Below are 26,208 nucleotides of genomic sequence, written 5' to 3' on the forward strand. Positions count from 1 at the left end.
CACCGCTCTCTTCAGCCGCGGAGCGCATGCATGCACGTACGACACCGCGCGCCCCGCTCCGGCGCGGCGCGGGTCACTCTGCTCACCGAGGGCACCTATCCGCACAGCCACGGCGGGGTGAGCGTCTGGTGCGACCAGCTCGTCACCGGAATGCCCGACATCGACTTCGACATCATCGCGGTCACCGGCACCGGCCGGGAGCCCACCGTGTGGGAGCTTCCGCCGCACGCCACGGAAGCCGTCTCGGTCCCCATGTGGGGCCCCGCGCCCGGCGGCACGGCCCCGCGCGGCCGTCAGGAGCGACGCCTGATGACGGCGTACGAACGCTTCCTGACCGCGCTGCTCGACCCCTCGGCCGAGAGCGGGTTCGCGCCCGCCCTGTACGAGATGGCCCGGGCCGCGCGGGACGGCCTGCTCAGCCCCGCGCTCCGCGGCGACCGGGCGATACGCGTCCTGACCGAGGTGTGGAACAGGCCCGGTCTCGCGGTGCGCGAGGCCCGCCCCACCCTGCACGACGCGGTCACCGCGACCGCGCTCCTGGAACACGCGCTGCGGCCGCTCGCCGCGACACCGCCCAGCCAGGGCGTCTCGCACGCCGTCAGTGGCGGAGTGGCCGTCCTGCCCGGGCTCGTCGGGGCCGAACTCCACGGCGTACCCCTGCTGTTGACCGAGCACGGCGTCTATCTGCGCGAGCGCTACCTCGGCTACCGGACCGCCCCCTACCGCTGGCCCGTCAAGGCGGTACTGCTCGGGTTCTTCCGGCTGCTCGCCGAGGAGACGTACCGGCAGGCCGCGCTGATCACGCCGGGCAACCAGTACAACCGGCTGTGGGAGGAGCAGGGCGGCGCCGATCCGCAGCTCATACGCACCGTCTACAACGGGGTCGATCCGGCGGCGTTCCCGCCCGCCGGGCCCGAGCCCACCGCGCCGACCCTCAGCTGGGCCGGGCGGGTCGACCCGATCAAGGACCTGGAGACGCTCATCCGCGCCTTCGCGAAGGTACGCGGCGAGCTCCCCGGGGCGAGCCTGCGGCTGTTCGGCGGCACGCCCCGGGGCGGCGAGGCCTACCGCGAGCGCTGCGAGGCGCTGGCCGACTCGCTCGACCAGGGCGGCGCGGTCACCTTCGAGGGCCGGGTCGACGACATCAGGGACGCCTACGCCGCGGGCAACGTGGTCATGCTGTCCAGCATCAGCGAGGGCTTCCCCTTCACCCTGATAGAGGCCATGAGCTGCGGGCGGGCCACCGTCTCGACGGACGTGGGCGGGGTGCGCGAGGCGGTCGGTCCGGCCGGTCTCGTGGTGCCGCCGCGCGATCCGGGCGCGATGGCCGCGGCCGCGCTCGAACTCCTCGGTGATCCGGCGCGCCGGGCCGCGATGGGGGAAGCGGCCCGCCTCCGGGTGGTCGAACAGTTCACCCTGCGCCAGACCGTCGACACCTTCCGGGCCATCTACCTCGAACTCTCCGTACGCGGCGGGTCCGTGCCGGTGCGGCGAGGGGACGACGGCAACGCCACCACGATGGCGCTGCGCCTGGTGCCGGCCGGTCCGCCGGCCGCCGAGCTGAGCCGGGTGGCCGGGTGAGCGGGCCCCTGCGTCTGGAGCCGCCCGACGGCCGCGAGGACACGCTGACGCTCCGGCTCTCCACCGAGTCCATGATGACGCTGCGCCTGCCGGGACGGGGGCCGCGCCGTTCGGGCAAGGACGCGGCGGTGGACCGGCTCGCCGCCGAGCTCGCCGAGCAGATCGGGCCCGCGGTGCACGCCTACGAGGTCGCGGCCCTGCTGGAGTCCGAGGGCCTGACGGCCCAGCAGATCGCCGACGAGTACGGCCACCGCAATCTGTTCGCGCTCGCCGAGGACCTCTACCGCAGGGTGCCGCGCAGCTTTCCCGAGCCGCCCGTCGCCGCCGACCCCTGGGCACCCGACCCGGTGCGGTGCGCCCTGCGCGGCGCCCTGTTCGCGCTGCCCGGGCTCGCCTATCCGCTGACCGCGCAGCTGTGGCAGAGCGACCGCGCGGTGCTCGCCCTGGTCGTGGCGGGCCTCGTGTCGTGGGCGTGGGGGCAGGGGCTCGGCCACCGCGCCTATCTGCGGATGGCGTCCGGCCGGGCCGAGGCGGCCCGCACCCTGCTGGCGGGCGCGCCGCTCGGGGCCCTGCTCGCCTGCGTCACGGGCTTCGCGATCGTCGGGCCGAGCCGCGCCGCGTTCTTCGTGGCGGGCCAGTCCTGCTATCTGGCCGCCGCCGGAATCCTGCTGGTCCTCGCCCGCGAGCGGCTGCTGCTCGGCGCACTGACCCCGCTGATGGCGGGCGCCGCAGCGCTGCCGTTCCGGGAACCGGGCCCGCCGCTGCGCGTGGGGCTCAGCACGCTCACGCTGGTCCTGGTGCTCGCGGCCGTCGCCCACTGCCTGCGGGAGACGCTGAAGGAACCGGCCGCGGCCGCCCCGGCCACTCCCCGCCTCGTGACGTCGCTGCCGTACGGACTGTTCGGACTCGCCGCCGGTGTGCTCGTGGCGTTCGCCGGACAGCGCCATCCGCTCGCGGTGATCGCGCTGACGCTCAGCATGGGGCCCGCCGAATGGCTGCTCTACCGCTACCGGGGCCTGTCGGTCGCCGCGCTGCGGGCCACGGCCACCCCGGCCGCCTTCCGGTGGCGCTCGGCCGCGATCCTCGCGGGCTGCCTCCTGGTCTATCTGCTTCCGCTGTTCCCCGCGGCACTGCTCACCGGGGCCGAGCCCGCGCCCCTGCTCGCGCTCGCGGTGCTGCTGTGGACCGCGCTGCTGCTCCAGGCGTTCGGGATCGCCTGGCTGCCGGCCGCCGTCAGCCTGGCCGCGGCGGCCGGTGTCGCCTCGTCCGCCCTGCTGGCACCGCCCTCGGCGCCGCTCACCGAACTCCTCTGTTGTACGGCCGCCGCCACCGCCCTGACGGGCAGCACCTGGCATCTGCTCGGGCGGCCAACCGCGCACGCCTGACCTCCGCACCCGCGCCCCGCCCGGCCCCGGCCGGGACCCCAGCCTCACGCACCGCACCCGAATGATCACTTCATGCTGTGAACAGCCCTGAAAGGAGCGGCAGTTGACTTCCGCACCGCTTGTCGCCGTCACCGGAGCCGAAGGCTTCATCGGCTCCCACCTCACCGAGGCCCTCGTCGCCTCCGGGCACCGCGTCCGCGCGATGGCCCAGTACAACTCGTTCTCCTCCTACGGCTGGCTGGAGACCCTGCCGGCCGACGTCCTGGACCAGGTGGAGATCGTCCTGGGCGACGTCCGCGACCCGGGCTCCGTGCGCGGGCTCGCCGAAGGCGCCGAGGCCGTGTACCACCTGGCGGCCCTGATCGCGATCCCGTACTCCTACCAGGCGCCGCACAGCTACGTGGACACCAACGTCACCGGCACGCTCAACGTGCTCGAAGCGGTCCGCGCCCTGGAGACCCCGCGCCTGGTGCACACCTCGACCAGCGAGACCTACGGCACCGCCCAGACCGTGCCGATCACCGAGGACCACCCGATCAACACCCAGTCCCCGTACGCCGCTTCGAAGGCCGGCGGGGACCGGCTCGCGGACAGCTACTACGCGAGCTTCGCGACGCCCGTGGTGACGCTGCGCCCGTTCAACACCTACGGGCCGCGGCAGTCGATGCGGGCCGTGATCCCCACCGTCATCGGCCAGGTCGCGGCGGGCTCGCGCACCATCACGCTCGGCGACCTGCGCCCCACCCGCGACTTCACCTTCGCCGCCGACACCGCGCAGGCCTTCCTCGCCGTCGGCACCGCCCCCGCCGAGCGGGTCGTGGGACGGACGTTCAACGCCGGGACCGGCACCGAGATCTCGGTCGGCGACCTCGTACGGCTCATCGGCAAGGTGATGGGCGCCGAACTCGACATACAGGAGGACGGGCAGCGCATCAGGCCGGCCAACTCCGAGGTGATGCGCCTGGTCGCGGACGCCAGCCGGCTCACCGAGGCCACCGGCTGGCAGCCGGGGCACGGCCTGGAGGCGGGTCTGGAGCGGACCGCGGAGTTCTTCCGCGATCCGGCCAACCTCGCCCGCTACAAGACCGGCATCTACAACATCTGAGCCCGCAAGGCCCATTCTCAGGGAGGCTTCCATGCACGCAGTGATACTCGCCGGAGGCAAGGGCGTACGGTTGCGGCCCTACACCACGGCGCTGCCCAAGCCGCTCGTCCCGATCGGCGACCAGCACGCGATCCTGGAGATCGTGCTGCGCCAGCTCGCGGCCGCCGGGTTCACCGGATGCACCATCGCCATCGGTCACCTGGGCCAGATCATCCGCGCCTACGTGGGCGACGGCGAACGCTGGGGTCTGAACATCGACTACAGCACCGAGGAGAGCCCGCTCGGCACCATCGGCCCGCTCCTGACGATGCGGGACCGGCTGCCCGAGTCCTTCCTCGTGATGAACGGGGACATCCTCACGGACCTCGACTACGCGGACGTGCTCACCCAGCACCGCACCAGCGGCGCGCCGCTGACGATCGCCACGTACGCCCGCAAGGTGCACATCGACTTCGGGGTGCTCACCACCGACGACACCAAGGTGGTGGCCTTCACCGAGAAGCCCAGCATGGACTACCGGGTCTCGATGGGCGTGTACGGACTGTCGCTGAGCACCCTGGCCGCCTACACCCCGGGCCTTCCGCTCGGCTTCGACGAGCTGGTGCTCGACCTGCTCAAGGCCGAGACCCCGCCGCGCGCCTACGCGTTCGACGGCTACTGGCTCGACATCGGCCGCCCGGACGACTACGACCGGGCGAACGCCGAGTTCACCTCCCACCGCGCCCTGCTGCTCAAGGGGGCCTGACCCGCCCATGCGCATTCTCGTACTGGGCCACAGCGGCTACCTGGGCGGCCATGTCGCCCGGGAGCTGCGCGCCCTGCCCGGCGTGCGGTTCTTCGGCGGGGGCCGGGGTCCGTCCGCGGACCTCGACGTGGACCTCGCCACCGTCGGCCCCGACCCGCTGGCCGAGCGGCTCTTCTCGTTCGCCCCCGACGCCGTCGTCAACTGCGCGGGCGCGGTGGGCCCGCAGTCCATGGCCCTTGCCGAGGTCAACGTCCGGGGCCCGGCCGTGCTGTGCGCGGCCCTGCGCGAGGCCGCGCCGACCGCCCGGCTCGTCCACTTCGGCTCGGCGGCCGAGTACGGGCCGAGCGGGATCGGCGAGCGCGTCACCGAGCAGGTCGCGGCCCGACCGAGCACCCTGTACGGCGCCACCAAACTGGCGGGCACCTTGGCCGTCACCTCGTCGGGCATGGACGCCGTGGTCCTGCGGATCACCAACCCGGTCGGCCCCGGCGCGCCCGCCGCCGGGCTGCCGGGCCGGCTCGCACGGCAGTTGCGCGATCTGGCGCCGCGCGCGACGGTGCGCCTCGGCGACCTCTCGGCGCACCGGGACTTCGTGGACGTCCGCGACGTCGCCCACGCCGCGGTCCTCGCGGCGACCGGCGGCGCCCCGCTGCCGCCGGTGCTCAACATCGGCAGCGGACAGGCCGTCCCGGTAAGGGAGTTGGTGGCCGAACTGGTCCGCGCCGCCGGGTTCACGGGCCGGATCGAGGAGAACGCCGAGGGCTCGGCCCGCTCGGCGGACGTGCCCTGGCAGTGCTCCGACCCTGGCGCGGCACGCACCACCCTCGGCTGGTCGCCCCGGTACACCCTCGCCGATTCGGTGTCCGCGCTGTGGGCGGCCGTGCGCGCCGAGCCGCGTCGGGAACCGGTGCACTGATGCTGCTCGTTCCGCTCTACGTCCACCCCGCGCAGGACCCGGTCGCCTGGCAGCGGCTCGCCGAGGAGGCGGCCGGGCTCTACGGGGTGGTGCTCAACACGGCGGACGGGCCCGGGGCCGCCCCGGACCCGGCGTTCCTCGAGCCGGTCGCGGCGCTGCGCTCGGCCGGGGTGCGGGTGCTCGGCTACGTCGACCTGGACTACGGCGCGCGGCCGCCCGCCGCCGTGGTGCGCGACGTCGAGCGACACCGCGCGTGGTACGGGGCGGACGGCTTCTTCCTGGACCGGGCGCCCGCCGACCGCAGCGGCCTGCCGTTCGTGCGGCGGGCCGCCCGGGCCGCGCGGCAGGCGGGCGCGACCACCGTGGTGCTCAATCCGGGCGTCCATCCCGCGCCCGGCTATCTGCGGATCGCCGATCTGATCGTCACCTTCGAAGGACACTGGACGACGTACGTGTCCGCCTTCACCCGGCCCGGCTGGGCCGACCGCCAGCCGCCGGAACGCCTGTGCCACCTGGTGTACGGCGTGCCCGGAGCGCTCCTCCCGCTCGCCCTGCGCACGGCGGGGGAACGCGGCGCGGGCGTGTGCTGCGTGGTAGAGCGCGAGTTACCCAATCCGTGGGCGGAACTGCCGCCCGTGCTTCCCGGAAAGACGCCATGAACCGCACCCTGGCCCGCAATCGGACGGCGCTGCTGTGCACCGCCACCGCCCTGCTGCTGCTCGCCACCGCCTGTTCCTCCGGCACCCCGGACGACGACGCGGACGGCCCGGACACCCCGCGGCCCACGACCACCCCCGCCCCCTCCCACTCCTCCCCCGGCGCGCCCTCGCCGAGCCGGTCCGCGCCTCCCTCGCCCAGCGGTTCGGCCCCGGCGAAGGTGTGGCAGCCCAAGCCCGGCACCGCCTGGCAGTGGCAGCTCAACGGCCGGGTGGACAACGGCCCCGACGTGCCGGTGTACGACATCGACGGCTTCGAGAACACCGCGGCCGACGTCGCCAAGCTGCACGGCCAGGGCCGCAAGGCGATCTGCTACATCAACGCGGGCGCGTGGGAGAACTTCCGGCCCGACAAGGACGCCTTCCCGGGCGCGGTGCAGGGCGAGAACAACGGCTGGCAGGGCGAGCGCTGGCTCGACATCCGGCGCATCGACGTGCTGCGGCCGCTGATGGAGCGCCGGTTCGACATGTGCAAGGAGAAGGGCTTCGACGCGGTCGAGCCGGATCTCATGGACGGCTACCTCAACAAGACGGGCTTCCCCCTCAAGGCCGCCGACCAGCTGGCGTACAACCGCATGCTCTCCGGGCTCGCGCACGCGCGCGGCCTGGCGGTGGGCCTCAAGAACGATCTCCAGCAGATTCCCGACCTGGTGGGGTCCTTCGACTTCGCGGTCAACGAGCAGTGCGCCCAGTACGACGAGTGCGCGCTGCTCACGCCGTTCGTGAAGGCGGACAAGGCGGTGTTCCACGTCGAGTACGAGCTGCCCACCAAGGACTTCTGCGCCGAGTCCGACAAGCTCGGACTCTCCTCGATGCGCAAGAACCTCAAGCTGGACGTCTGGCGCCAACCCTGCTGAGCGGGCCGCGTCAACCGAGGAGGACGGTGATCAGGGAGAGGGACGCCATCGACAGGAGGGTCGAGAGGAGCACGGTGTCCCTGGGGAGCGCGGTGTCCAGCCGGTATTCGGAGGCGAAGATGAAGGCGTTCTGCGCGGTGGGCAGTCCCGCGCAGAGCACCACCGCGAACAGCTCGCGCCCGTCGAGCCCGAAGCCCCACCGGCCCAGCGCATAGGCGAGGAGCGGCTGAACCGCGGTCTTCAGGGCGACCAGCAGGGTGCGCTCGGCCCGCGCCCCCGGGTCGGCCGCCGCCCGCGCGGTGAGCGACATGCCGAGGGCGAACAGGGCCGCGGGGACGGCGCCGCCGCCGAGGATGGTGAGCGGCGAGGTCACCTCGGCGGGCAGCCGCAGGCCGAGCGCGGCGACGGCCACCCCGGCGGCCGAGGCGCCGACCACCGGGTTGCGGATGGGGAGTTGGAGCATGCGCAGTCGGCGTCCGCCCGCGTCTGGCCGTACGTCGAGCTCGATGAGCACCAGGATCAGGGGCGTGATGAACAGCATCTGGAAGAGGGCGGCGGCCACGATGAAGGACGTGTCGTGCAGGACGTGTACGGCGACCGGGATGCCGAGGTTCGCCGAGTTCACGTAGGACGCGGCCATCGCGCCGATCGCCTGCTCGGCCTTCTTGCGGCCGAAAAGCCGCCGGCTCGCGATCAGCCCGGCGGCGAAGACGGCGAGCAGACTGAACGCGAACACCGCGACGTCCGGTTGTGCGAGCTCGCCCGGCCGGGACTTCGCCATCGTCAGGAACAGCAGCGACGGCATGGCGAAGGTGAACGCGAAGCGACCGAGGACCTGTTGGGCCTGGTCGCCGAGCAGGTTGAACCTCCCGGCGGCCCAGCCGAACGCGGTGATGGTCCAGATGGGCAGGAAGCCGGAGAGAACCGAATGCACCGGCCAAGGATGCCTGACCGGTGTCCGCCGGGCGCCGCCGGGGTCGCGCCGCGCGAACTGCCCCGCGTGCGCGGCGCTCAGAAGGGGTGGTCCGCCGGTTCGCGGCGCACGGTGGTCCAGCGCAGATCGGTGAACGCGTCCAGATTGGCCGAGCCGCCGAACCGGGCGCCGGTCCCGGAGGCCGCGATCCCGCCGAAGGGCGCGACCGCCTCGTCGTTGACCGTCTGGTCGTTGATGTGCGCGATCCCGGTCGGGACGCGTTCCGCGAACTCCAGGCCGAGCGCGGTGTCCCGGGTGACGACGCCGAGCGAGAGCCCGTACGGTCCCGCGGCGGCCAGGGCGGCGGCCTCGTCGAGGGTGGCGAAGGAGCGGACGGGCGCGACCGGGCCGAAAACCTCTTCGGCGTAGGCGGGCGTGTGGTCGTCCACGTCGGCGAGCACGGTGGGGCGGTGGAAGAGGTCCCGGTGCGTGCCGCCCGCCGCGAGCCTCGCGCCGCGGCCGGTGCTGGCCTCCACCAGGCCCTGGATCTTGGCGAGTTGGTGCCGGTCGATGACCGGGCCGAGGTGGACCTGCTCGCGGTACGGGTCGCCGACGGCCAGCGCGTCGGCCTTCTCGGCGAGCCGCTCGACGTACTCCTCGTACAGCGAGGCGTGCACGAGGTGGCGGCCGGTGGTCATGCAGATCTGGCCCTGGTGGAAGAAGGAGCCCCAGGTGGCCTGGGCGACCGCGCCCTCGATGTCCGCGTCGGCGAGCACGACGAGGGCGGAGTTTCCGCCCAACTCCAGGTGGACGCGCTTGAGTTGGCGCCCGGCGGCCTCGCCGACCCGGCGCCCGGCCGCGGTCGATCCGGTGAAGGAGATGACGGGTATCAGCGGGTGGGCGACGAAGGCCTGGCCGGTTTCGGCGCCGCCGGGCAGGATGTGCAGCAGCTCCACGGGCAGCCCGGCCTCCGCGAACACGGCCGCGAGGGCGAGGCCGCCGCAGACGGCGGTGCGCGGGTCGGGCTTGAGCAGGACCGCGTTGCCCAGCGCCAGCGCGGGGGCCACCGAGCGGATGGAGAGGATGAGCGGGGCGTTGAACGGGGCGATCACTCCGGTCACGCCGACCGGGACCCGGCGGGTGTAGGAGAGCCGGGGCTGCTCGCTCGGCAGCACCTCGCCGAGCGGCCGGGAGGCCAGGGCGGCGGCCTCGTAGCACTCCTGCGCGGCGACGTGCAGCTCGAAGTCCGCCTTGCCGGAGACCGAGCCGGACTCGCGGATCAGCCATTCCCGCAGCTCGTCGGCGTGGTGGGTGAAGAGGTCGCCCGCCCGGCGCAGGACCGCCGCGCGCGCGAAGTGCGGGGTGCGCGCCCAGGCGGCCTGCGCCGCGGCGGCGGCTCCGGCGGCCGCGTCGACGTCCTGTTCCGCAGCGAGGGTGACGGCGCCGAGCGCCTCGCCCGTGGCGGGTTCGACGACCTCGTACTCACCCCCGGCGAGCGGTGTGGGCTGCCACGTCTTGGGGTGGAGCAGGGTCATGGAGGATCTCCCGTCTCACGGTCGGGCGAGGTGAAGTCCCGTACAGGGCACGGTAGTTGAAGGCATACGGCAGCCCGGTCGGGGCGCCGCGCGCGGGGCTCATCGTAAGATGCTTCACCGCTCAACGAAACCTTGGGGCCCCTGGACGCCGTCCCCGCGGCGAAGCCCGGGGTCGGACAGCTCCTGCCCCGGGGCTTCGACTCCCGCATGTCCTCGGCGGGTCAGCGTTCCAGCACGAGGGCGAGGCCCTGGCCCACGCCGATGCAGAGGGCGGCCAGGCCCGTGCCGGAGCCGGCGGCGGCGAGCTGGTGGGCGACGGCGCCGGCGAGCCGGGCTCCGGAGGCGCCGAGCGGATGGCCGATGGCGATGGCGCCGCCGCGCGGGTTGACCACGGCGGGGTCGAGGCCGGGCCAGGCGGCGAGGCAGCCGAGCGACTGGGCGGCGAACGCCTCGTTCAGTTCGAAGGTGGTGAGGTCGCCGAAGTCCTTGCCCGCCTTGGCGAGCGCCTTGCGGACGGCCTCGACCGGGCCGAGCCCGAAGAGCTGGGGTTCGATGCCGGTCACCGCGGAGCTGCGGATGCGGGCGAGCGGCTCGCGCCCGGTGGCGCGCAGTCCTTCCTCGTCGACGAGGAGCAGGGCCGCGGCGCCGTCGTTGAGCGGGGACGCGTTGCCCGCGGTCACCGACCCGTCCTTGCGGAAGGCGGGCTTCAAGCGGGCGAGCGCTTGTGGCGTGGAGGACTCACGGATGCATTCGTCACGGGCCAGGTCGACGCCCTCGTAGGGGACGACCTCGCCGTCGTAGAGGCCCTTGGCCCAGGCCTCGGCCGCCTTGCGGTGACTGTCGAGGGCGAAGGCGTCCTGCTGTTCGCGGGTGATGCCGTGCCGCTCGGCGATGAGTTCGGCGCCCTCGCCGAGCGCGACCGTCCACTCGGCGGGCATCTTCGGGTTGGTCATGCGCCAGCCGAGTGTGGTCGAGTACATCTGCTGGTGGCCCGCGGGGAAGGCGCGCTCGGGCTTCTGCACCACCCAGGGGGCGCGGGACATCGACTCCACGCCGCCCGCGACGGCGATCGAGGCGTCCCCGACGGCGATGGCGCGGGCCGCCTGGATCACGGCTTCCAGGCCGGAGCCGCAGAGGCGGTTGACGGTGACGCCGGGCACCGAGACGGGCAGCCCCGCGAGCAGCACCGCCATGCGGGCCACGTCGCGGTTGTCCTCGCCCGCGCCGTTGGCGTCGCCGAAGTACACGTCGTCGATCCGGGCCGGGTCGAGCTCCGGGGTGCGGTCCACGAGCGACCTGACCACGTGCGCGGCGAGGTCGTCGGGCCGCACCGGGGCGAGCGCACCCCCGAACTTGCCGATGGGGGTGCGGACGGCGTCGACGATGTACACGTCGCGGATGCTCATCGGGTCTCTCCCACGGATCTCTTCACCGCTCGGGGCCGCCGGCCGCCAGGCCAGCAGCCTGTTCGCCCAGTGAAGTGATGTTCATGAATGGCTGCGCCCGAGTCTCTGCCCACCTCCGTCCGCTGTCAACGGGCCCCGGCCGAAACATGATCACGGCCGCTCCGGGACCTCCCTGACCACCACGCTCAGCCCGAGGTCGAGCTCGGATCCGTCGACCAGGAGCGCCTCGACGGCGTGCGTGGCGGAGTCGATCTCGGCCACGATGCCGTGCCCGGCGTAGCGCGGGTAACCCGAGACCCCCGCCTCACCGGTCGCCTCGACGACGGCGGACCGCACGGCACTGTCCGCGACCGAGGCGTTGCCCCGGTCCTCGACGTGTTCGGGAACGAGCAGGATCTCGAAACGCCGGGGGTGCCGGCTCGGGCGCTCTGGTTGGTTACTCATGCTCCGACGCTAGACACCCGGGACGCCGGACGCACGTCCTTGCGACCCATGAACCTCCCACGCCCCGTCCGGCACGGGCAGGCCACCGAGAGGGCCGCTGCCACCGGAGCCGCCGCTCAGCTCGATTCGCGCGGCAGCGCCCGGGCGCCCATCAGGTCGTGGCGCTCCGGGGTGCCGTCCGGGTCGCGCACCACGCGGTCCACCAGCTCGGCCAGGTGGCGCCCGGTCACCATCTCCACGTGGACCGTGCTCAGACGCGGCCGCAGCAGCCTGCCGAGCAGAAGATCGTCGGCGCCGATCACGGCGGTTTCGCCCGGGACATCGATGTCAGCGTCCTGGAGGGCGCGCATCAGGAGCATCGCGTACTCGTCGTTGTAGGCGAACACCGCGTCGAGCCCCAACGCGCGCCACCGCCCCGCGAGTTCGGCCGCTGATTCCTCCGTGTACGCCATCGCCAAGGGCTCGATCACCGCGTCGCTGCCGTGCACGGCCTTGCGGGCGCCCGCAAGGCGCGGCTGGGAGAAGAGTTCGAGGCCGGGCTCGGCCGGCATCAGCACACCGATCCTGCGGCGGCCCCGCTCGCGGAGGTGGACGACCGCGCTCTCGCCGATCTCGCGCTGGTCCATCACGAGCGCGTGGGCGCCCTCGACGCGCTGCGGGCCCAGCGTGATCACAGCCCGGGCCCCGGAGCGCTTGAGGAGCTGGATGCCCTGGGGGGTGAGTTCGATCTCGCCCAGCGAGACCACGGCGACCGGGCGCAGCTCGGCCCACGCGCGGGCCGCCTCGTCGGCGCCGAGCCCGAGGCTGCCGTACTGGACGACCGTGTAGTCGAGCCGGCGCAGCTCCCACAGGAGCTCGCTGAAGAACCGGCTGTAGAGCGGGCCGACGGGGATGTGGGCCGTGGGCAGCAGCACGATTCGGGTGTGGCCGGCGCGCAGGCTGCGGGCCGCGGCGTGCGGCACGTACCCCAGCTCCTCGGCCGCGGCACGGACCCGGACCCGGGTGGGCTCGCTGATCCGCACGGCCGAGGTGTTGTTGAGCACGTAGCTCACGGTCGCCCGGGAGACCCCGGCCAGGCGGGCCACATCGGCGCTGGTCGGGACGGGACGGTCGGCAGGCTGCTTGGGTGTCTGGCTCATCGCGCTCGGCATCTTTCCAGACGCCTCCTGCCCGGGGTCGAGCGGATGGCCTGAATTCGATGCCGGACCGTGCTTACACGAGCAATTGACACGTGTCATGATGACGGCCAGACGACCTCGGCCCTTGCGGTCACCGGTGTCACGCGGTTCGCCTTCTCGTCGGGACCCCTCAATTCCGGCCGGTCAGGACGCCGTTTGGGGGCGGCTCGCGATTTGCGTCCGCCTCTTCCCACTCCTGGAGGGCAGCGTGGTTCTTTCCCCCGGCACCGGCACCCCGGAGGCCTCCCCCGCCTCCGCTCCCCGGCCCGCACGCGGACCGCTGCGGCTGCTCCTGTTCGGCGGCGCCCGAGCGCCCTGTGCGTCGGCGCGCCCGGTGTCCCGCTCGCGCTCCGGACGGCGCTCAACGTCCACCAGGCCGCCCTCGCCTGCGCCGTCGCCACGTCGCCGCGTTCGCCGGGGCGCCGCGCGACCTCGACGCGCGCCGGGCGTTCATCGGCCACCCGTCGCCGGCCTTCGGCCGCTTCGCGGTGGCTGGATATCGGCTCCGCATCCCTCAGGCCCGTGCACCGAGACGTACGGAACCCGGGCCGGTGCGCACCCGACGGGCGCGGCAGCCGGGGCCCCTGTCCGTACGGGTCGCCGGGGCGGGCACGCAGCGGCGTGCCGGTCCGGGACCCGTATTTGTACGGTTCCGGGGCTGGCTCGCGCCCGACCGCGCCGCCCGCCCCGGTCCGTACGCCGACCGACCGACAGCACCACCCGTACCGAAAGCCCTTATCGAAAGGCAGCACCGTGCAGCTCAACACCCGTACCTGGGGAGAGGGCGACCGTGTCGCGCTCCTGATCCACGGGATCATGGCCGACCACCGCACCTGGCGGAAGGTCGGCCCCGCGCTCGCCGAGCGGGGCTACCGCGTCATCGCGGTGGACCTGCGCGGCCACGGCGCGAGCGGACGCGGCGAGTACACCGCCGAGCTCTTCGCCGACGACCTCGTCGAAAACCTCCCCGCCGAGGCCGAGTTGGCCATCGGGCACTCCCTCGGCGGGCTTTCGCTCTCGCTCGCCGTCGAGCGGCTGCGACCGGCCCGCGCGGTGTACTCGGACCCCGCCTGGAACGTCAACACCCAGGACTCGGGGGTCAGTCCGGAGCTCTTCGCCCAGTTCAAGTCGGTGAGCCGCGAGATGATCGCGGATCTCAATCCGCGCTGGGAGGCCGAGGACGTCGACATCGAGGTGGAGACGCTGAGGCTCTGGGACGAGAACTCCGCGATAGGCCTCGCCCCGGTGTTCGGCACGGACCAGGTCCCCGCGAAGGCCGTCGTGCCCTCGCTCGTCCAGTTCGCCGACGCGAGCTTCCTGTTCGACGCGGCCGAGGTGGCCCGCCTCGAAGCGCGCGGTTTCGAGGTCCGTACGGTCAGGGGCGCGGGGCACACCATCCACCGCGACGACTTCGAGGGATTCATGGCCTCGCTGGACGGCTGGATCTGACGCGCCATCAAACACGTCGGGCGGCAGGACACCCGTACCTCTGCCGCCCGGGGCGAGGTCCACCCGGGCAGGCATGCGTTCCCGCCGTCCAGGAGGGCCGGTCGGCTACGCTTCCCCGATGAGCGAGGACATGGTGGGGCTGCTCGGGCGGGTGACGGGAACGGTCGGGCCCGGACTCGTGGGTGAGGTCATTGTCAGGATCCGGGGCGGGGCCGAGCACTTCCTGGCGCACCCGGCCGCCGGCACGGACCGGCTGGAGACCGGGACGGTCGTCACGGTGGTGGAATATCTGCCTCCGCGCACCGTGTACGTCATGGCCGCGTACGACAACTGAGCATCCCCACGCTCAGGTTGACCAGCGCTTTCACCGGTGCGTATCAAGATTGCGACAAGGATCCGTCAGCGTCTTCACGCCACCTCCGGCCAGGAGCAAACTCCCACCGTCAGTGCCGAACGGCACTGCGTGAAGGGGGCGTATGCCGATGGTCATCGGCGTCGCAACGGGACTCGTTCTCGCCGCCATCATCGTTCTGGTCGGCCTGTTCAAGCTCATGTGGCGGGTGGCCGAACCGAACGAAGCACTCGTCATCTCCGGTTCGAAGCACAGGACCGAGGGGCTCGGCGAGGGCATGGGGTTCCGGATCGTCACGGGCCGGGGAACCCTCGTACTGCCGGGTGTGCAGGCCGTCCGGAAGCTGTCGCTCGATCTCAACGAGACGGAGCTCTCGGTGGACTGCGTGACGCAGCAGGGCATTCCGCTGCGGGTACGCGGCGTGGTCATCTTCAAGGTGGGCGACGACTTCGTGTCGATCGCCAACGCGGCCCGCCGCTTCCTCGACCAGCAGAAGATGATGTCGGACCGCGTGCACAACGTCTTCGCCGGTCATCTCCGGTCCATCGTGGGCGGGTTGACGGTCGAGGACATGATCCGGGACCGGGAGAAGCTCACCGGGCAGACCCGGGCCGCCTGCGGTACGGAGATGGAGAAGCTCGGCCTGATCGTCGACTCGTTGCAGATCCACGAGATCGAGGACCCGACCGGTTACATCAAGAACCTGGCGATGCCGCACGCGGCCGCGGTGCAGCGGGACGCGCGGATCGCGCAGGCCGAGGCGAACCTGCGGGCGACCGAGGCCGAACAGGCCGCGTTCGCGCGGATGTCGGAGGCGACCCGGGACAGCGAGATCCTCCAGGCCGGCTACCAGGCCGAGCGCGACAAGGCCGCGGCCAGCTCCCGTCAGGCGGGGCCGCTCGCGGACGCCGCGGCCCGGCAGGAGGTCGTGGTCCAGGAGACCCGGGTGGCCGAGCTGGAGGCCCACCGGCGCGAGCAGCAGCTCCAGGCGGACGTGCGCAAGCCCGCCGACGCCCAGGCCTACGAGAAGCGGACGCTGGCCGAGGCCGAGCGGGACGCCCGCATCTCGGCCGCCCAGGCCAAGGCGAAGGAGACCGAGCTCGCGGCGGCCGCCGAGGCGACCCGGGTGAAGGCGGCCGCGGCCGCCGAGGCCCAGGCCACCGAGGCGCGTGGAATCGCGGCCGCCAAGGCGACCCGGGCGACGGGCGAGGCCGAGGCTGCGGCCACGCAGGCCAGGGGGCTCGCGCAGGCCGAGTCGGCGAAGGCGCAGGGCCTGGCCGAGGCCGAGGCCATCAAGGCCCGCGCGGCGGCGCTCGCGGAGAACCAGGAGGCCGTGGTCGCCCAGCAACTCGCCGAGAACTGGCCGCAGATCGTGCAGGCGGGCGCGTCCGCCTTCGGCAACGTGGAGCACATGGTGCTGCTCAACGGCGCCGAGGGCATGTCGGAGATGTTCGCGAAGGCCCTGACGATGGGCGGCACCGGCCTCGGTCTGGCCCGCCAGCTGCTGGCGTCGATGAACCAGAACGGCGAGTCCTCCAACGGGCACTCGCCGGTGACGGGTTCCCCTCTGTCGACCTCGATACCGATCACTGAGGAGGCACGGCGCGGGGACAAGTGACCTGCGCGATGGGCCAGTTGGCCCCCGTCCGGGCATCCGGGCGGGGGCCGTCGCGCGGGAGTGGCGTCCGGCTCAGACGGGGAGCGTCTGCCCGGGCGGCTCGTCCGCGTACTCCTCGGTGATCTCGCGCGGACCGAACGGCCACACCTTCTCGAAGCGCGCCCACAGGAGGAAGGCGACGCAGCCGAGCGCCACCCAGGCCAGGGACCATTCGATGGGGTGACGGCCGGGCGAGTTCTTGTCGGCGTAGCCGTAGATGACGAGCCACCCGACCAGCGCGATCATGCTGGGCAGCGGGTAGAGCCACATCCGGTACGGGCGCCGCAGCCCGGGCTGCCGCGTGCGCAGCACCGTCACGGCGAGGATCTGCGCGAGCGCCTGCACGATGACCATCACGGTGGTGAGCAGCTGGATGAGGGTGGTGAGATCGGTGTGGCGGCCGATCATGAAGCCGATGGCGGTGACGACACCCATGGTGACCAGGCCCAGCATCGGGAAGCGGTGCCTGGGGTGCAGCCTGGCGTACGGGCGGAAGAACACCTTGTCGCGCGCGGCGTCGTAGGGGACCCGGGAGCCGCCGAGCAGTCCGGTGAAGACCGAGGCGAACGCGGTGACCAGGATGAGGACCGTGACGACGTCGGCGGCGCCCTTGCCCCAGGCCTTCTCCAGGACCGCGGAGGCCACCGAACTCGACGCGATGTCGTTCGGGTCCAGCATCCGGTTCCAGTCGATGACGCCGAGGGTGCCGATCTGGAGCAGCAGGTAGATCACCATGATGCCGAGGACGGAGTAGACGATGGAGCGCGGCAGGGTGCGCCCGGGGTCCTTTATCTCCGCCCCCATGTAGGCGGTGGTGTTGTAGCCGAGATAGTCGTAGATGCCGATGGTGAGGCCCGCGGCGAATCCGATCCAGAAGTGACTGCCCGTCAGCTCGAAGGCGCCCGACGGGTAGGTGAAGGCCAGGTGCGGGCTGAAGTCGGTGGCGGCGGCGACGATCACCAGAGCCACCGACGCGATCATCACGGCCCACATCACGGCGGCGAGCCGGGCGATGTTCTCAATGCCGCGCCAGAGCAGCAGGACCACGAGGACGATGACCGCGAGCCCGATCAGGTCACCGGCCGTCTGCCCGAGGTGCGGGGCGAGGTAGCCGAGGTACTGCACGAAGCCGACCACGCCGGTGGACATGGCCAGCGGAATGAACAGCATGGCCGTCCACACGAAGAGGAACGGCATGAGGCGGCCCGTGCGATACTGGAAGGCCTGGCGCAGGTAGACGTAACTGCCGCCGGATCCCGGGAGCGAGGCGCCGAGTTCGGCCCATATCAGACCGTCGGCGAGGGCGAGTACCGCTCCGGCGACGAAGCCGATGACGGCCTGCGGGCCGCCGAAGGCGGCGACCATCAGCGGGATGGTCACGAAGGGGCCGATCCCGCACATCTGGCTCATGTTGATGGCGGTGGCCTGGAAGAGTCCGATCCTGCGGACGAAGCCGCCGGCCGGCGGAGGGGTTCCGGACACTGGGGTCCTCCCTGGGCTGATGACGAGAAGAGGGAGCTACTGCCGATTCGCCAGTGCGGGGATTCTCCCGGCGGAGGGCGTGCTTAAGTTAAGTACCTTTACTTGGACCGTCAAGGGGCCTTCCGTCAACCGCCCGGACCGATGCGTGAGAATGATGCGATGACCAGCAGCGACGAGGGCGGCGACCTGCCCTGGACCCCGCAGCGCCAGCGCAGTTCCAACGAGCGGCTGCTGCTCGACCGGCTGCGCGCCGAGGGCCCCGCGTCCCGGGCCCAGCTCGCGCGGGACACCGGCCTGTCCAAGCCCACGGTGTCCAGCGCGCTCGCCTCGCTCGAACTGGCGGGCCTGGTCCGCGAGGCGGGCACCATGACCCCCGAACGGGGCCGGGCCGCCGTGCTCTACGCACCCGATCCCACCGCCGGCTACGCCCTGGGCATCGACATCGGGCGGGCCTGGCTGCGGATCGCCCTCGCCGACCTCGACGGCACGGTCGTGGCCCGCTCCGACGTCCGCAACCACGCCCGCACCTCGGCCACCCTGGCCGACCTGGTCGTCACCAGCGCGCACCGGCTCGTGGACGACTCGGGCGTGGACGCGGACAAGGTCGCCCAGGCGGTGGTCGGGACGCCCGGCGTGTACGACGCCGACAAGCGGCGCGTCCGCTACGCGCAGCACCTTCCCGGCTGGGGCAGGCCGGGGCTCTTCGACCAGATGAGGCAACGGCTCGGCATACCGCTGGCCGTGCAGAACGACGCCAACCTCGCGGCGCTCGGCGAGTACACCTTCGGCGTCGGCGCGGGCAGCAGGCTCTTCGTGTACGTGATGATCGGCACCGGTCTCGGCATGGGCGTGGTCAGCGAGGGCCAGCTCTTCACCGGGGCGCACGGCGGCGCCGGGGAGATCGGCTTCCTGCCGTGGCCCGGCCACCAGAAGTCGGACACACTGGAGGACGCGGTCTCCGGGGACGCGGTCGTCGCGGCCGCACGCTCGCTCGGCATGGCGGGTCCACTCACCGCGAAGGACGTCTTCGACGCGGCGCGGACCGGAACCGCCCCCGCCGTCAAGGCGGTTCAGCTGGAGGGCGAGCGGATCGCGCACACCGTCGCGGTGGTCGCCGCCGTGCTCGACCCCGATCTCGTGGTACTCGGCGGAGGCGTCGGACACAGCGCGGACCTGCTGCTCCGTCCGGTGCACGAGACGCTGCGCGCGCTCACCCCGCTGCGGCCGAAGGTGGCGCCGAGCTCACTGGGCGAGGACGCGGTGCTGCTCGGCGCGGTGGCGACGGCCCTCGGCACGGCTCGGGACGTGGCCTTCGAGCGGCGCTCGGCGCACTGATGAGGCCCCGTCACCACGGCGGACACCGATTGACATGCCCTATTCACCCCTCTAGCGTGCAGATACGGGTTAGTAAGGCTTCTTTACTTGCGCGGCTCCGCACGGAGCCGCTCCTGAACCCGGACCGTTCCCAGCCCGAGCCGCTCCTGAACCCGGACTGTTCCCGGCCCGAACCGTTCCCGGCGTGACCCGTTCACCACTCGCGCTGTTCTCCAGCCGAGTCGCCCTAGCGATGCGCGGATGTTCCGACCAGCCCTCTGGGAGACGACCGTGTTCCACCGCCCCGCCCCCGCGCGCCGAAGGACCGCCGCCGTCGCGGTACTCGGCCTGCTCCTCACCCTCACCGCCGGCACCTCGACGGCGACCCCCGGCGCGCCGCCCGCCCGCGGCCCGGTGACGCAGGTCGGCCCGGGGCCGGGCAGCGCGACCGCCCTCGCCGGATACGCGATCCAGTCGACGGCCAAGGTCACCGACTCCCCCGCCGCCGTGTCGCGCCCCGGCTACCCCGCCACGGGCTGGGTCCCGGCCGGGCCGCGCTCCACGGTGCTCGCGGCGCTGCTGGCGGCCGGCACCTACGCCGACCCCTTCTACTCGACCAACCAGGAGAAGATCCCCAAGGCGGACTTCACCGTCCCCTGGTGGTACCGCTCGGACTTCGCCGTCACCGACACCTCCTCCCGTACCTACCTCGACTTCAGCGGGGTGATCTCGGCCGCCGACGTGTACGTCAACGGCACCCAGGTCGCCGACAAGTCCACGGTCACCGGTGCGTACCCCCGGCATGAGCTGGACGTGACGAGGCTGGTGCGCGGCGGCACGAACACGGTCGCCTTCCGGATCCAGCCCAACGATCCGAAGAAGAACCTCACGACCGGCTGGATCGACTGGCTGCAGCCCCCGCCCGACCAGAACATGGGCATCGTCCGCGATGTACTGGTCAGGCGCGGCGGCCCGGTCGCCCTGCGCGACGCGCATGTGGTGACCGCGCTCGCGGTGCCCTCGCTCGCTTCGGCGGAGCTCACCGTGAAGGCGCGGGCCCGCAACGACTCGTCGGCCCCGGTCACCGCGACCGTGTCCGGCACGATCGGGCAGGTCGCCTTCAGCCAGAGTGTCACCCTCGCGCCGCACGAGACGAAGCCGGTCGCCTTCACCCCGGCCGCCTTTCCCCAACTCCGTCTGACCGCACCGCGGGTGTGGTGGCCCGCGGGCATGGGCGGGCAGCCGCTGTACGCCCTGGACTTGACGGCGTCGGTCGCGTCGAGCACCTCCGACACCACCCACGAGTCGTTCGGCATCCGGGACGTGAAGGCCCCGCTGAACACCGACGGAGCCCGCCAGTACTCGGTCAACGGCCGCCCCCTGCTGATCAAGGGCGGCGGCTGGTCCCCCGACGAGTATCTGCGCTGGGACCGCACGTACGTGGAGGACCGGCTCAACTACGCACGCGACCTCGGGCTCAACACCATCCGCCTGGAGGGGCACATCGAGCCGGACGAGTTCTTCGATCTGGCCGACCGCCACGGCATCCTCACCCTGCCGGGCTGGGAGTGCTGCGACAAGTGGGAGGGCCAGGTCAACGGAAGCGAGCCGGGCGAGAAGTGGACCTCGGCCGACTACCTGGTGGCGAAGGCGTCGATGGCCGCCGAGGCCGCCCGTCTGCGCGATCACCCCAGTGTGATCTCGTTCCTGATCGGCAGCGACTTCGCCCCCGACGCGAAGATCGAGAAGACGTATGCGGACGCGCTGGCGGCGGCCGACTGGCCCGCTCCGGTGGTGGCCGCGGCCTCCGACAACTCGGCCCCGATCAGCGGGAGTTCGGGCATGAAGATGACCGGCCCCTACGACTGGGTCCCGCCGAACTACTGGTACAACAAGCAGGAGGGCGGAGCCACCGGCTTCAACTCCGAGACCAGCGCGGGCCCCGACATCCCCACGCTCGACACCCTGCGCCGCATGATGTCACCGGCCGAGCTCGACACCCTGTGGCGGTCCCCGTCGGCGAAGCAGTACCACCGCTCCCCCTCCTCGACCTTCGCCACGCTCAAGCTGTACGACGACGCTCTGGCCGGCCGCTACGGCACCCCGACCGGTCTCGACGACTACGTACGCAAGGCACAGCTCGCGCAGTACGAGAACGTGCGGGCCCAGTACGAGGCGTACGGCCGCAACGCCAAGGACGCGGCCAAGCCCGCGACCGGCGTCGTCTACTGGATGTTCAACAGCGGATGGACGTCCCTGCACTGGCAGTTGACGGACCGCTACCTCGATCAGGGTGGCGCCTACTTCGGCGCGAAGAAGGCGAACGAGCCGCTGCACATCCAGTACTCCTACGACAACCGCGCGGTGTCGGTCGTGAACGGCCGCCCCGCCGCGGCCTCCGGGCTCACCGCGCGGGTGACGCTCTTCACCACGGACGGCACCCAGAAGTACGACCGGACGGTGAGCGGGGTCGCCGTCGGGGGCGACGGGGCGAGCACCACCGCGCTGACCGTCCCCGCGTCGGTGAGCGGCCTGTCGACCACGTATCTGGCCCGGCTGATCCTGGCCGACGGCTCCGGCAAGGAGGTGAGCCGGAACGTGTACTGGCTCTCCACCGAGCCGGACGTCCTCGACTACGCGAACACCGACTGGTACTCCACCCCGACCACGGCGTACGCCGACCTGAAGGGCCTCGCCTCGATGCCGAAGGCGGCGGTGTCGGCGACCGGGACGACCACGACCGGCACGTACGGCACGTCGACGACGACGGTGACGGTACGGAACACGGGCCCGGGGGCGGTACCCGCGCTCCTCACCGATGTGCACCTGGTCGACACGGCGGGCGCACCCGTCCTGCCGGTGCGCTGGTCGGACAACCAGGTGAGCCTGTGGCCCGGCGAGTCGACGACCCTGACGGCGACGTACCGCACGGCGGACCTGCACGGTTCGGCGCCCCGGCTGCGGGTCTCGGGGTGGAACACGGCGACGGCCACGGTCAGTGGCGCAACCGCGTATTGAGGCGCGCGGCCTGACGGGTCAGGTAGTCGCGTTCGGCGAGGTTGGGCGCCTTGTGCGAGGCCTCGGCGTACAGGCGCGCCGCCGTGGACAGGTCGCCCGCGCGTTCGTGGAGGTAGGCGGCCACCGCGGTGTGGCGGGGCAGGGTGTCGTCCAGGGGCGCGAGTTCCGCGAGGCCTGCGCGGGGGCCGTCGGCCTCGCCGAGGGCGACGGCGCGGTTGAGCCGGACGACCGGGCTGTCGGTGAGGCGCGCGAGCTCGTCGTACCACTCGACGATCTGCACCCAGTCGGTCTCCTCTGCCTTGGGCGCGTCCGCGTGGAGCGCCGCGATGGCGGCCTGGGCCTGGAACTCGCCGAGTTGGTCGCGGGCGAGCGCCGCCTGGAGGATCTCGACACCCTCGGCGATCAACGCGGTGTCCCACCGGGCGCGGTCCTGCTCGGCCAGCGGCACCAGACTGCCGTCCGGCGCGGTGCGCGAGGCGCGGCGGGCGTGGTGCAGCAGCATGAGGGCCAGCAGCCCCGCGACCTCGGGGTGGTCGATGGCGGCCGCGAGCTGCCGGGTGAGCCGGATGGCCTCGGCGGCGAGGTCGATGTCGCCGGAGTAGCCCTCGTTGAAGACCAGATACAGGACGCGCAGCACGGTCGCGACGTCCCCCGCCCGGTCGAGACGCACCCCCGAGACGGTGCGCTTGGCCCGGCTGATGCGCTGGGCCATGGTCGCTTCGGGCACCAGGTAGGCCTGGGCGATCTGACGCGTGGTCAGGCCGCCCACCGCGCGCAGGGTGAGCGCGACGGCGGACGACGGCGTCAGGGAGGGATGGGCGCACAGGAAATAGAGCTGAAGCGTGTCGTCCACGGCGGACGCCGGCCCGGGCTCGGGTTCCTCGTCGACGAGGTCCTCGCGCCTGCGCCGGGCGGTGTCCGCGCGGGACGCGTCGAGGAACTTGCGCCAGGCCACGGTGACGAGCCAGCCCTTCGCGTCCCGCGGCGGGTCTGCGGGCCATACGCGGACGGCCTCGATCAGGGCGTCCTGGACGGCGTCCTCGGCCGCCGCGAAGTCGGCTCCGCGGCGGACGAGGACGGCGAGCACGCTCGGGGTGAGGCTGCGCAGCAGGGCCTCGTTCATAGGTGGGGTCACTCCGTGATGGTGGGCGGGGCCGCCATGAGCGGGCGCAGCTCCAGCCACTCGTGGAGCGGCTTGCCGCCCGCGCCGGGAGCGGCCGACAGTTCCCCGGCCAGTTCCAGGGCGCGCTCGTAGGTGTCGACGTCGATCACCATCCAGCCCGCGATGAGGTCCTTGGTCTCGGCGAAGGGCCCGTCGGTGACCGGCGGCCGCCCCTCTCCGTCGTAGCGCACCCAGGTGCCCTCGGGGGCGAGGCCCTGGGCGTCGACGAACTCGCCAGTCTTCTCCAGCCGGTCCGCGAAGTCCTGCATGTACTTCACGTGTGTTGAGATCTCCTCGGGCGTCCAGTCGCTCATGGGCACGTCATTGGCACAGGCCGGAGCGCCACGGTAGTGCTTGAGCAGCAGGTACTTGGCCATGATGTCTCTCCTCGGTGCGGTCCTGGTGCGGCCCATTGTGGCCGCCTGCACCCCTGGGACGGAGCCGGGCACTGGATCTCGACATGGGCGCGGAACTTCTTTCCAACTTTCTCCCCCGGCCAACCCAAAACGCCCGGGGCACGAGGACGTACGCGCCCCTGGCCAGCATAATTCCACTTTGAGCAATGATTGCGTGCCAAAGTTTCTCTTGTGGCCATACCGGGTGTCTCCGCAGGATGAGGGTGTTCCGAACCCGCACCATCCAGGGAAGTTTTCATGATCGTCATTACCGCACCCACCGGGAACATCGGCAGCCACCTGCTCTCCCTCCTCCTCGCATCCGCTCCGGCCGAGGAGCACCTGCGCGTGATCGTGCGCGATCCCGCACGGCTCCCCGACGACGTACGCGATCGCGTCCAGGTGGTCACCGGCTCCCACGGCGACCCGCGGATCGTCGACCGTGCCTTCGAGGGCGCGGACGCCGTCTTCTGGCTCGTCCCGCCGGACTCCTCCCTTGCTCCGGACGCGTGCTACAGCGGCTTCACCCGGCCCGCCGTGCAGGCACTCGCCTCTCACGGCGTCGGCCACGTCGTCGGCGTCTCCGCCCTCGGCCGCGGCACTCCGGTCGCCGACCGGGCCGGACTCGTGACCGCCTCACTCGCCATGGACGACCTCATCGCCTCCAGCGGCGTGGCCTACCGCGCGCTCGCGAACGCCTCGTTCTTCGAGAACCTCCTGGAAGAGGCCGACTCCATCCGGCAGAAGGGCGTCTTCACCGACACCGTCGACGCGCACCGCAAGGCGCCCCTGGTGGCCGTCGCCGACATCGCCGCGACTGCTGCGGCCCTGCTTCTGGACCGCACCTGGACCGGCGTCGACAGCGTCCCGCTCCTCGGACCCCAGGACCTCTCCCCCACCGACCTGGCCCGCATCATGACCGAGCAGCTCGGACTGCCCGTCCGCTACGAGCGCGAGTCCTACGCCGACCTCCACACCGCCCTCACCGGCTACGGCCTCAACGAAGCGTTCGTCCGGGGCGTCGTGGACATGAAGCGGGCTAAGGACGAGGGGCTGGACGCGGGGGTGCCCCGCACCGCCGACTCCTCCTCCCTCACCTCCTTCGAGCAGTGGTGCGTGCAGGTACTCAAGCCTGCCGTGCTCGCCTGACGCGACGTCAGGCCGCCAGGGCTACGGGGCCCGGGCCGCCATCCGGGCGGGCTCTCCGGACCCGCGTCCAGGCGCGCCCCACTCCGACCGGCGCCCAAGCCGGACGTACGAGCCGGACGTACAGGTCGCGCGTACAAGCAGTGCATACAGGTCGTGCGCACAAGCAGGGCATGCAAACCGGACGTACACGCCGACGCCTTGCTGACCACCACCACAGGACCGGTCAGCCCTTCTCCACTTCCCACCTCTGTGAAAGGCACCCCATGCCTGTCGAGACATCCGAGACGCCGGTCACGGCGTTCATGCTCGTCAAGACCACGCCCGAATGGCTGGCCCTGACCGTCCAGGAAAGGATCGAGGCCTTCACCACGCAGGTCCTGCCCGCGATCAAGTCCCGGACGACCGGTGTCCGGTCCCGCTTCTACGACACGGAGTTCTACTCGGCACGCGTCACCGACGTCTGGGTCTGGGAGGCCGACGACCACGGCGCCTATCAGCTCCTGATCGACGCCCTGCGCGAAACCCCTTTCTGGGACCGCTACTTCGAGGTCGTCGACCTGCTCGTCGGCACCGAGAACGGCTACGCGCGCACCTACGGCGTCGACGCCGTCGCCACCATCAGCACCTGACGCCCGGCCCCGGCGGGCGCACGCCGCCCAACTGAGCAGCGGCAGGCAGCACGCGACCGCTGCTCAAGGACAGGGGTCGCGACGGGCGTTCGCCCATGTGCCGCCCGAACAGGCGCACCCGCCGGGGGCGGCACATGGTCGGGGCTTCAAAGGCCCTTGCGCATGAGGACGCACATCGTCTCGTGGCGACGCAGCGTCCCGTCGGGATCCTCCACCTCCCAGGAGTCCAGCGCGTGGCCATGGGCGACGTAGCCGAGGCGTTGGTACAGGGCCCGGGCCCGGGGGTTGTCGTCCTCGACAGCGAGTTCGGCCCGGCGCAGACCACGCTGCCGGATCCGCTGCTCGGCGGCGCCGACCAGCAGGGTTCCCAGGCCGCGGGACTGCAGGGCCGGAAGCACGGCGAGCTGCCACAGGACCCCGGCTCCTCGGGACACCTGGTAGTCGACGCCGCCGATCGCCACCGGCAGGTCCATGGGCGTGCATACAGCCAGGTAGTCCACCTCTCCGGCCTCGGCACGTGCGAGCTCGCGCTCCACGTGACGCAGATGGGTGGCCGAGCCGGACCACGTACACGAGGGCAGGTCCCCGGGCCGGAGATCGCGTACGTGGACGGGCAGGCTGACGATGGCGCCAGGGTGTTCCTCTTCCTTGGTCACGCGTTGCAGCATGCCGACCGCGGTGAGGGCACGACAACGCATTTCCCCTCGCGTGGTGGGGTGCGCCGCACGGAACGGCCGACGGCGGTCGGCGGTGGCGCGCCATCTGTCCGCCGCCGAGCCCAGGATCATGCCCTGTACCGATGCCGCACCCGGTTTCGTAG

Annotated in this window: 23 protein-coding genes; 14 read left to right on the forward strand and 9 right to left on the reverse strand. The window is 72.2% G+C overall.

Annotated elements, in window-relative coordinates; all coding sequences use genetic code 11:
- The first annotated feature begins 30 nt into the window (after positions 1-30).
- The 7 genes from pelF to DT019_RS33720 all read left to right on the forward strand — a co-directional run bounded on the left by pelF (position 31) and on the right by DT019_RS33720 (position 7,305).
- A complete protein-coding gene (gene pelF / locus DT019_RS33690; protein WP_114040783.1) occupies positions 31-1,581 on the forward strand; it encodes a GT4 family glycosyltransferase PelF in 1,551 nt (516 codons plus the stop codon).
- Positions 1,578-2,966 carry a hypothetical protein gene (locus DT019_RS33695; RefSeq protein WP_114040784.1) on the forward strand — a complete coding sequence of 463 codons (1,389 nt, stop codon included), beginning with the start codon at positions 1,578-1,580 and terminating at the stop codon, positions 2,964-2,966. Before pelF ends, DT019_RS33695 begins: the two co-directional genes overlap by 4 nt.
- A 103-nt stretch (positions 2,967-3,069) precedes the next feature.
- On the forward strand, positions 3,070-4,071 hold the full coding sequence (locus tag DT019_RS33700; RefSeq protein ID WP_114040785.1) for an SDR family NAD(P)-dependent oxidoreductase: 1,002 nt from the start codon (positions 3,070-3,072) through the stop codon (positions 4,069-4,071).
- A 31-nt stretch (positions 4,072-4,102) separates the two neighbouring features.
- The gene (locus DT019_RS33705; protein ID WP_114040786.1) at positions 4,103-4,816 is read left to right on the forward strand and encodes an NDP-sugar synthase; all 714 of its coding nucleotides are present in this window, start codon (positions 4,103-4,105) and stop codon (positions 4,814-4,816) included.
- A gap of 7 nt (positions 4,817-4,823) precedes the next feature.
- A complete protein-coding gene (locus tag DT019_RS33710; RefSeq protein ID WP_114040787.1) occupies positions 4,824-5,732 on the forward strand; it encodes an NAD-dependent epimerase/dehydratase family protein in 909 nt (302 codons plus the stop codon).
- Complete coding sequence (locus DT019_RS33715) at positions 5,729-6,391, forward strand: spherulation-specific family 4 protein (RefSeq protein ID WP_114040817.1); 663 nt, start codon at positions 5,729-5,731, stop codon at positions 6,389-6,391. The genes DT019_RS33710 and DT019_RS33715 overlap by 4 nt, the downstream gene beginning before the upstream one ends.
- Positions 6,388-7,305, forward strand: a complete 918-nt coding sequence (locus DT019_RS33720) for an endo alpha-1,4 polygalactosaminidase (RefSeq protein WP_114040788.1) — start codon at positions 6,388-6,390, stop codon at positions 7,303-7,305. Before DT019_RS33715 ends, DT019_RS33720 begins: the two co-directional genes overlap by 4 nt.
- A gap of 10 nt (positions 7,306-7,315) precedes the next feature.
- Here DT019_RS33720 and DT019_RS33725 read toward each other — a convergent pair whose 3' ends face one another.
- From DT019_RS33725 to DT019_RS33745, 5 genes are all read right to left on the reverse strand, one after another.
- Positions 7,316-8,239 (reverse strand): AEC family transporter, encoded by a 924-nt coding sequence (locus DT019_RS33725; protein ID WP_114040789.1) that lies wholly within the window; start codon positions 8,237-8,239, stop codon positions 7,316-7,318.
- A 77-nt stretch (positions 8,240-8,316) separates the two neighbouring features.
- Positions 8,317-9,753, reverse strand: coding sequence for an aldehyde dehydrogenase family protein (locus DT019_RS33730; RefSeq protein ID WP_114040790.1), 1,437 nt, complete (start codon positions 9,751-9,753; stop codon positions 8,317-8,319).
- Positions 9,754-9,974: 221 nt separating this feature from the next.
- Positions 9,975-11,159 (reverse strand): thiolase family protein, encoded by a 1,185-nt coding sequence (locus DT019_RS33735; protein ID WP_114040791.1) that lies wholly within the window; start codon positions 11,157-11,159, stop codon positions 9,975-9,977.
- Positions 11,160-11,309: 150 nt separating this feature from the next.
- Complete coding sequence (locus tag DT019_RS33740) at positions 11,310-11,603, reverse strand: hypothetical protein (RefSeq protein ID WP_114040792.1); 294 nt, start codon at positions 11,601-11,603, stop codon at positions 11,310-11,312.
- A 116-nt stretch (positions 11,604-11,719) separates the two neighbouring features.
- A complete protein-coding gene (locus DT019_RS33745) occupies positions 11,720-12,742 on the reverse strand; it encodes a LacI family DNA-binding transcriptional regulator (RefSeq protein ID WP_114040818.1) in 1,023 nt (340 codons plus the stop codon).
- A 792-nt stretch (positions 12,743-13,534) separates the two neighbouring features.
- On the opposite strand from DT019_RS33745, the gene DT019_RS33750 reads away from it, so the two are divergent.
- From DT019_RS33750 to DT019_RS33760, 3 genes are all read left to right on the forward strand, one after another.
- Positions 13,535-14,230: an alpha/beta fold hydrolase gene (locus DT019_RS33750; RefSeq protein ID WP_114040793.1), complete on the forward strand. Its 696-nt coding sequence runs from the start codon at positions 13,535-13,537 to the stop codon at positions 14,228-14,230.
- A gap of 130 nt (positions 14,231-14,360) precedes the next feature.
- A complete protein-coding gene (locus tag DT019_RS33755; RefSeq protein ID WP_114040819.1) occupies positions 14,361-14,564 on the forward strand; it encodes a hypothetical protein in 204 nt (67 codons plus the stop codon).
- A 142-nt stretch (positions 14,565-14,706) separates the two neighbouring features.
- On the forward strand, positions 14,707-16,200 hold the full coding sequence (locus tag DT019_RS33760; protein WP_114040794.1) for a flotillin family protein: 1,494 nt from the start codon (positions 14,707-14,709) through the stop codon (positions 16,198-16,200).
- A 72-nt stretch (positions 16,201-16,272) separates the two neighbouring features.
- On the opposite strand, the gene DT019_RS33765 is transcribed toward DT019_RS33760, so the two are convergent.
- Positions 16,273-17,721 (reverse strand): APC family permease, encoded by a 1,449-nt coding sequence (locus tag DT019_RS33765; protein ID WP_114040795.1) that lies wholly within the window; start codon positions 17,719-17,721, stop codon positions 16,273-16,275.
- Positions 17,722-17,880: 159 nt separating this feature from the next.
- On the opposite strand from DT019_RS33765, the gene DT019_RS33770 reads away from it, so the two are divergent.
- Together DT019_RS33770 and DT019_RS33775 are read left to right on the forward strand one after the other, a co-directional pair.
- Positions 17,881-19,056 (forward strand): ROK family protein, encoded by a 1,176-nt coding sequence (locus tag DT019_RS33770; RefSeq protein WP_114040796.1) that lies wholly within the window; start codon positions 17,881-17,883, stop codon positions 19,054-19,056.
- Between the two features lie 240 nt (positions 19,057-19,296).
- Complete coding sequence (locus DT019_RS33775) at positions 19,297-22,053, forward strand: glycoside hydrolase family 2 protein (protein WP_114040797.1); 2,757 nt, start codon at positions 19,297-19,299, stop codon at positions 22,051-22,053.
- Here DT019_RS33775 and DT019_RS33780 read toward each other — a convergent pair.
- Positions 22,031-23,176, reverse strand: coding sequence for an RNA polymerase sigma factor (locus tag DT019_RS33780; protein ID WP_114040798.1), 1,146 nt, complete (start codon positions 23,174-23,176; stop codon positions 22,031-22,033). The two genes, DT019_RS33775 and DT019_RS33780, sit on opposite strands and share 23 nt — an antisense overlap.
- 8 nt (positions 23,177-23,184) lie before the next feature.
- Positions 23,185-23,592 (reverse strand): YciI family protein, encoded by a 408-nt coding sequence (locus DT019_RS33785; RefSeq protein WP_114040799.1) that lies wholly within the window; start codon positions 23,590-23,592, stop codon positions 23,185-23,187.
- 276 nt (positions 23,593-23,868) lie between these two features.
- Here DT019_RS33785 and DT019_RS33790 point away from each other — a divergent pair, with 276 nt between their 5' ends.
- Complete coding sequence (locus DT019_RS33790; protein ID WP_114040800.1) at positions 23,869-24,759, forward strand: NAD(P)H-binding protein; 891 nt, start codon at positions 23,869-23,871, stop codon at positions 24,757-24,759.
- A gap of 263 nt (positions 24,760-25,022) precedes the next feature.
- Positions 25,023-25,388: a darcynin family protein gene (locus DT019_RS33795; RefSeq protein ID WP_114040801.1), complete on the forward strand. Its 366-nt coding sequence runs from the start codon at positions 25,023-25,025 to the stop codon at positions 25,386-25,388.
- Positions 25,389-25,534: 146 nt separating this feature from the next.
- On the opposite strand, the gene DT019_RS33800 is transcribed toward DT019_RS33795, so the two are convergent.
- On the reverse strand, positions 25,535-26,056 hold the full coding sequence (locus DT019_RS33800) for a GNAT family N-acetyltransferase (protein ID WP_114040802.1): 522 nt from the start codon (positions 26,054-26,056) through the stop codon (positions 25,535-25,537).
- Positions 26,057-26,208: the final 152 nt, after the last annotated feature.

This window comes from Streptomyces sp. SDr-06, assembly GCF_003324565.1.
In the GTDB taxonomy this organism is placed as follows: Bacteria; Actinomycetota; Actinomycetes; order Streptomycetales; family Streptomycetaceae; genus Streptomyces.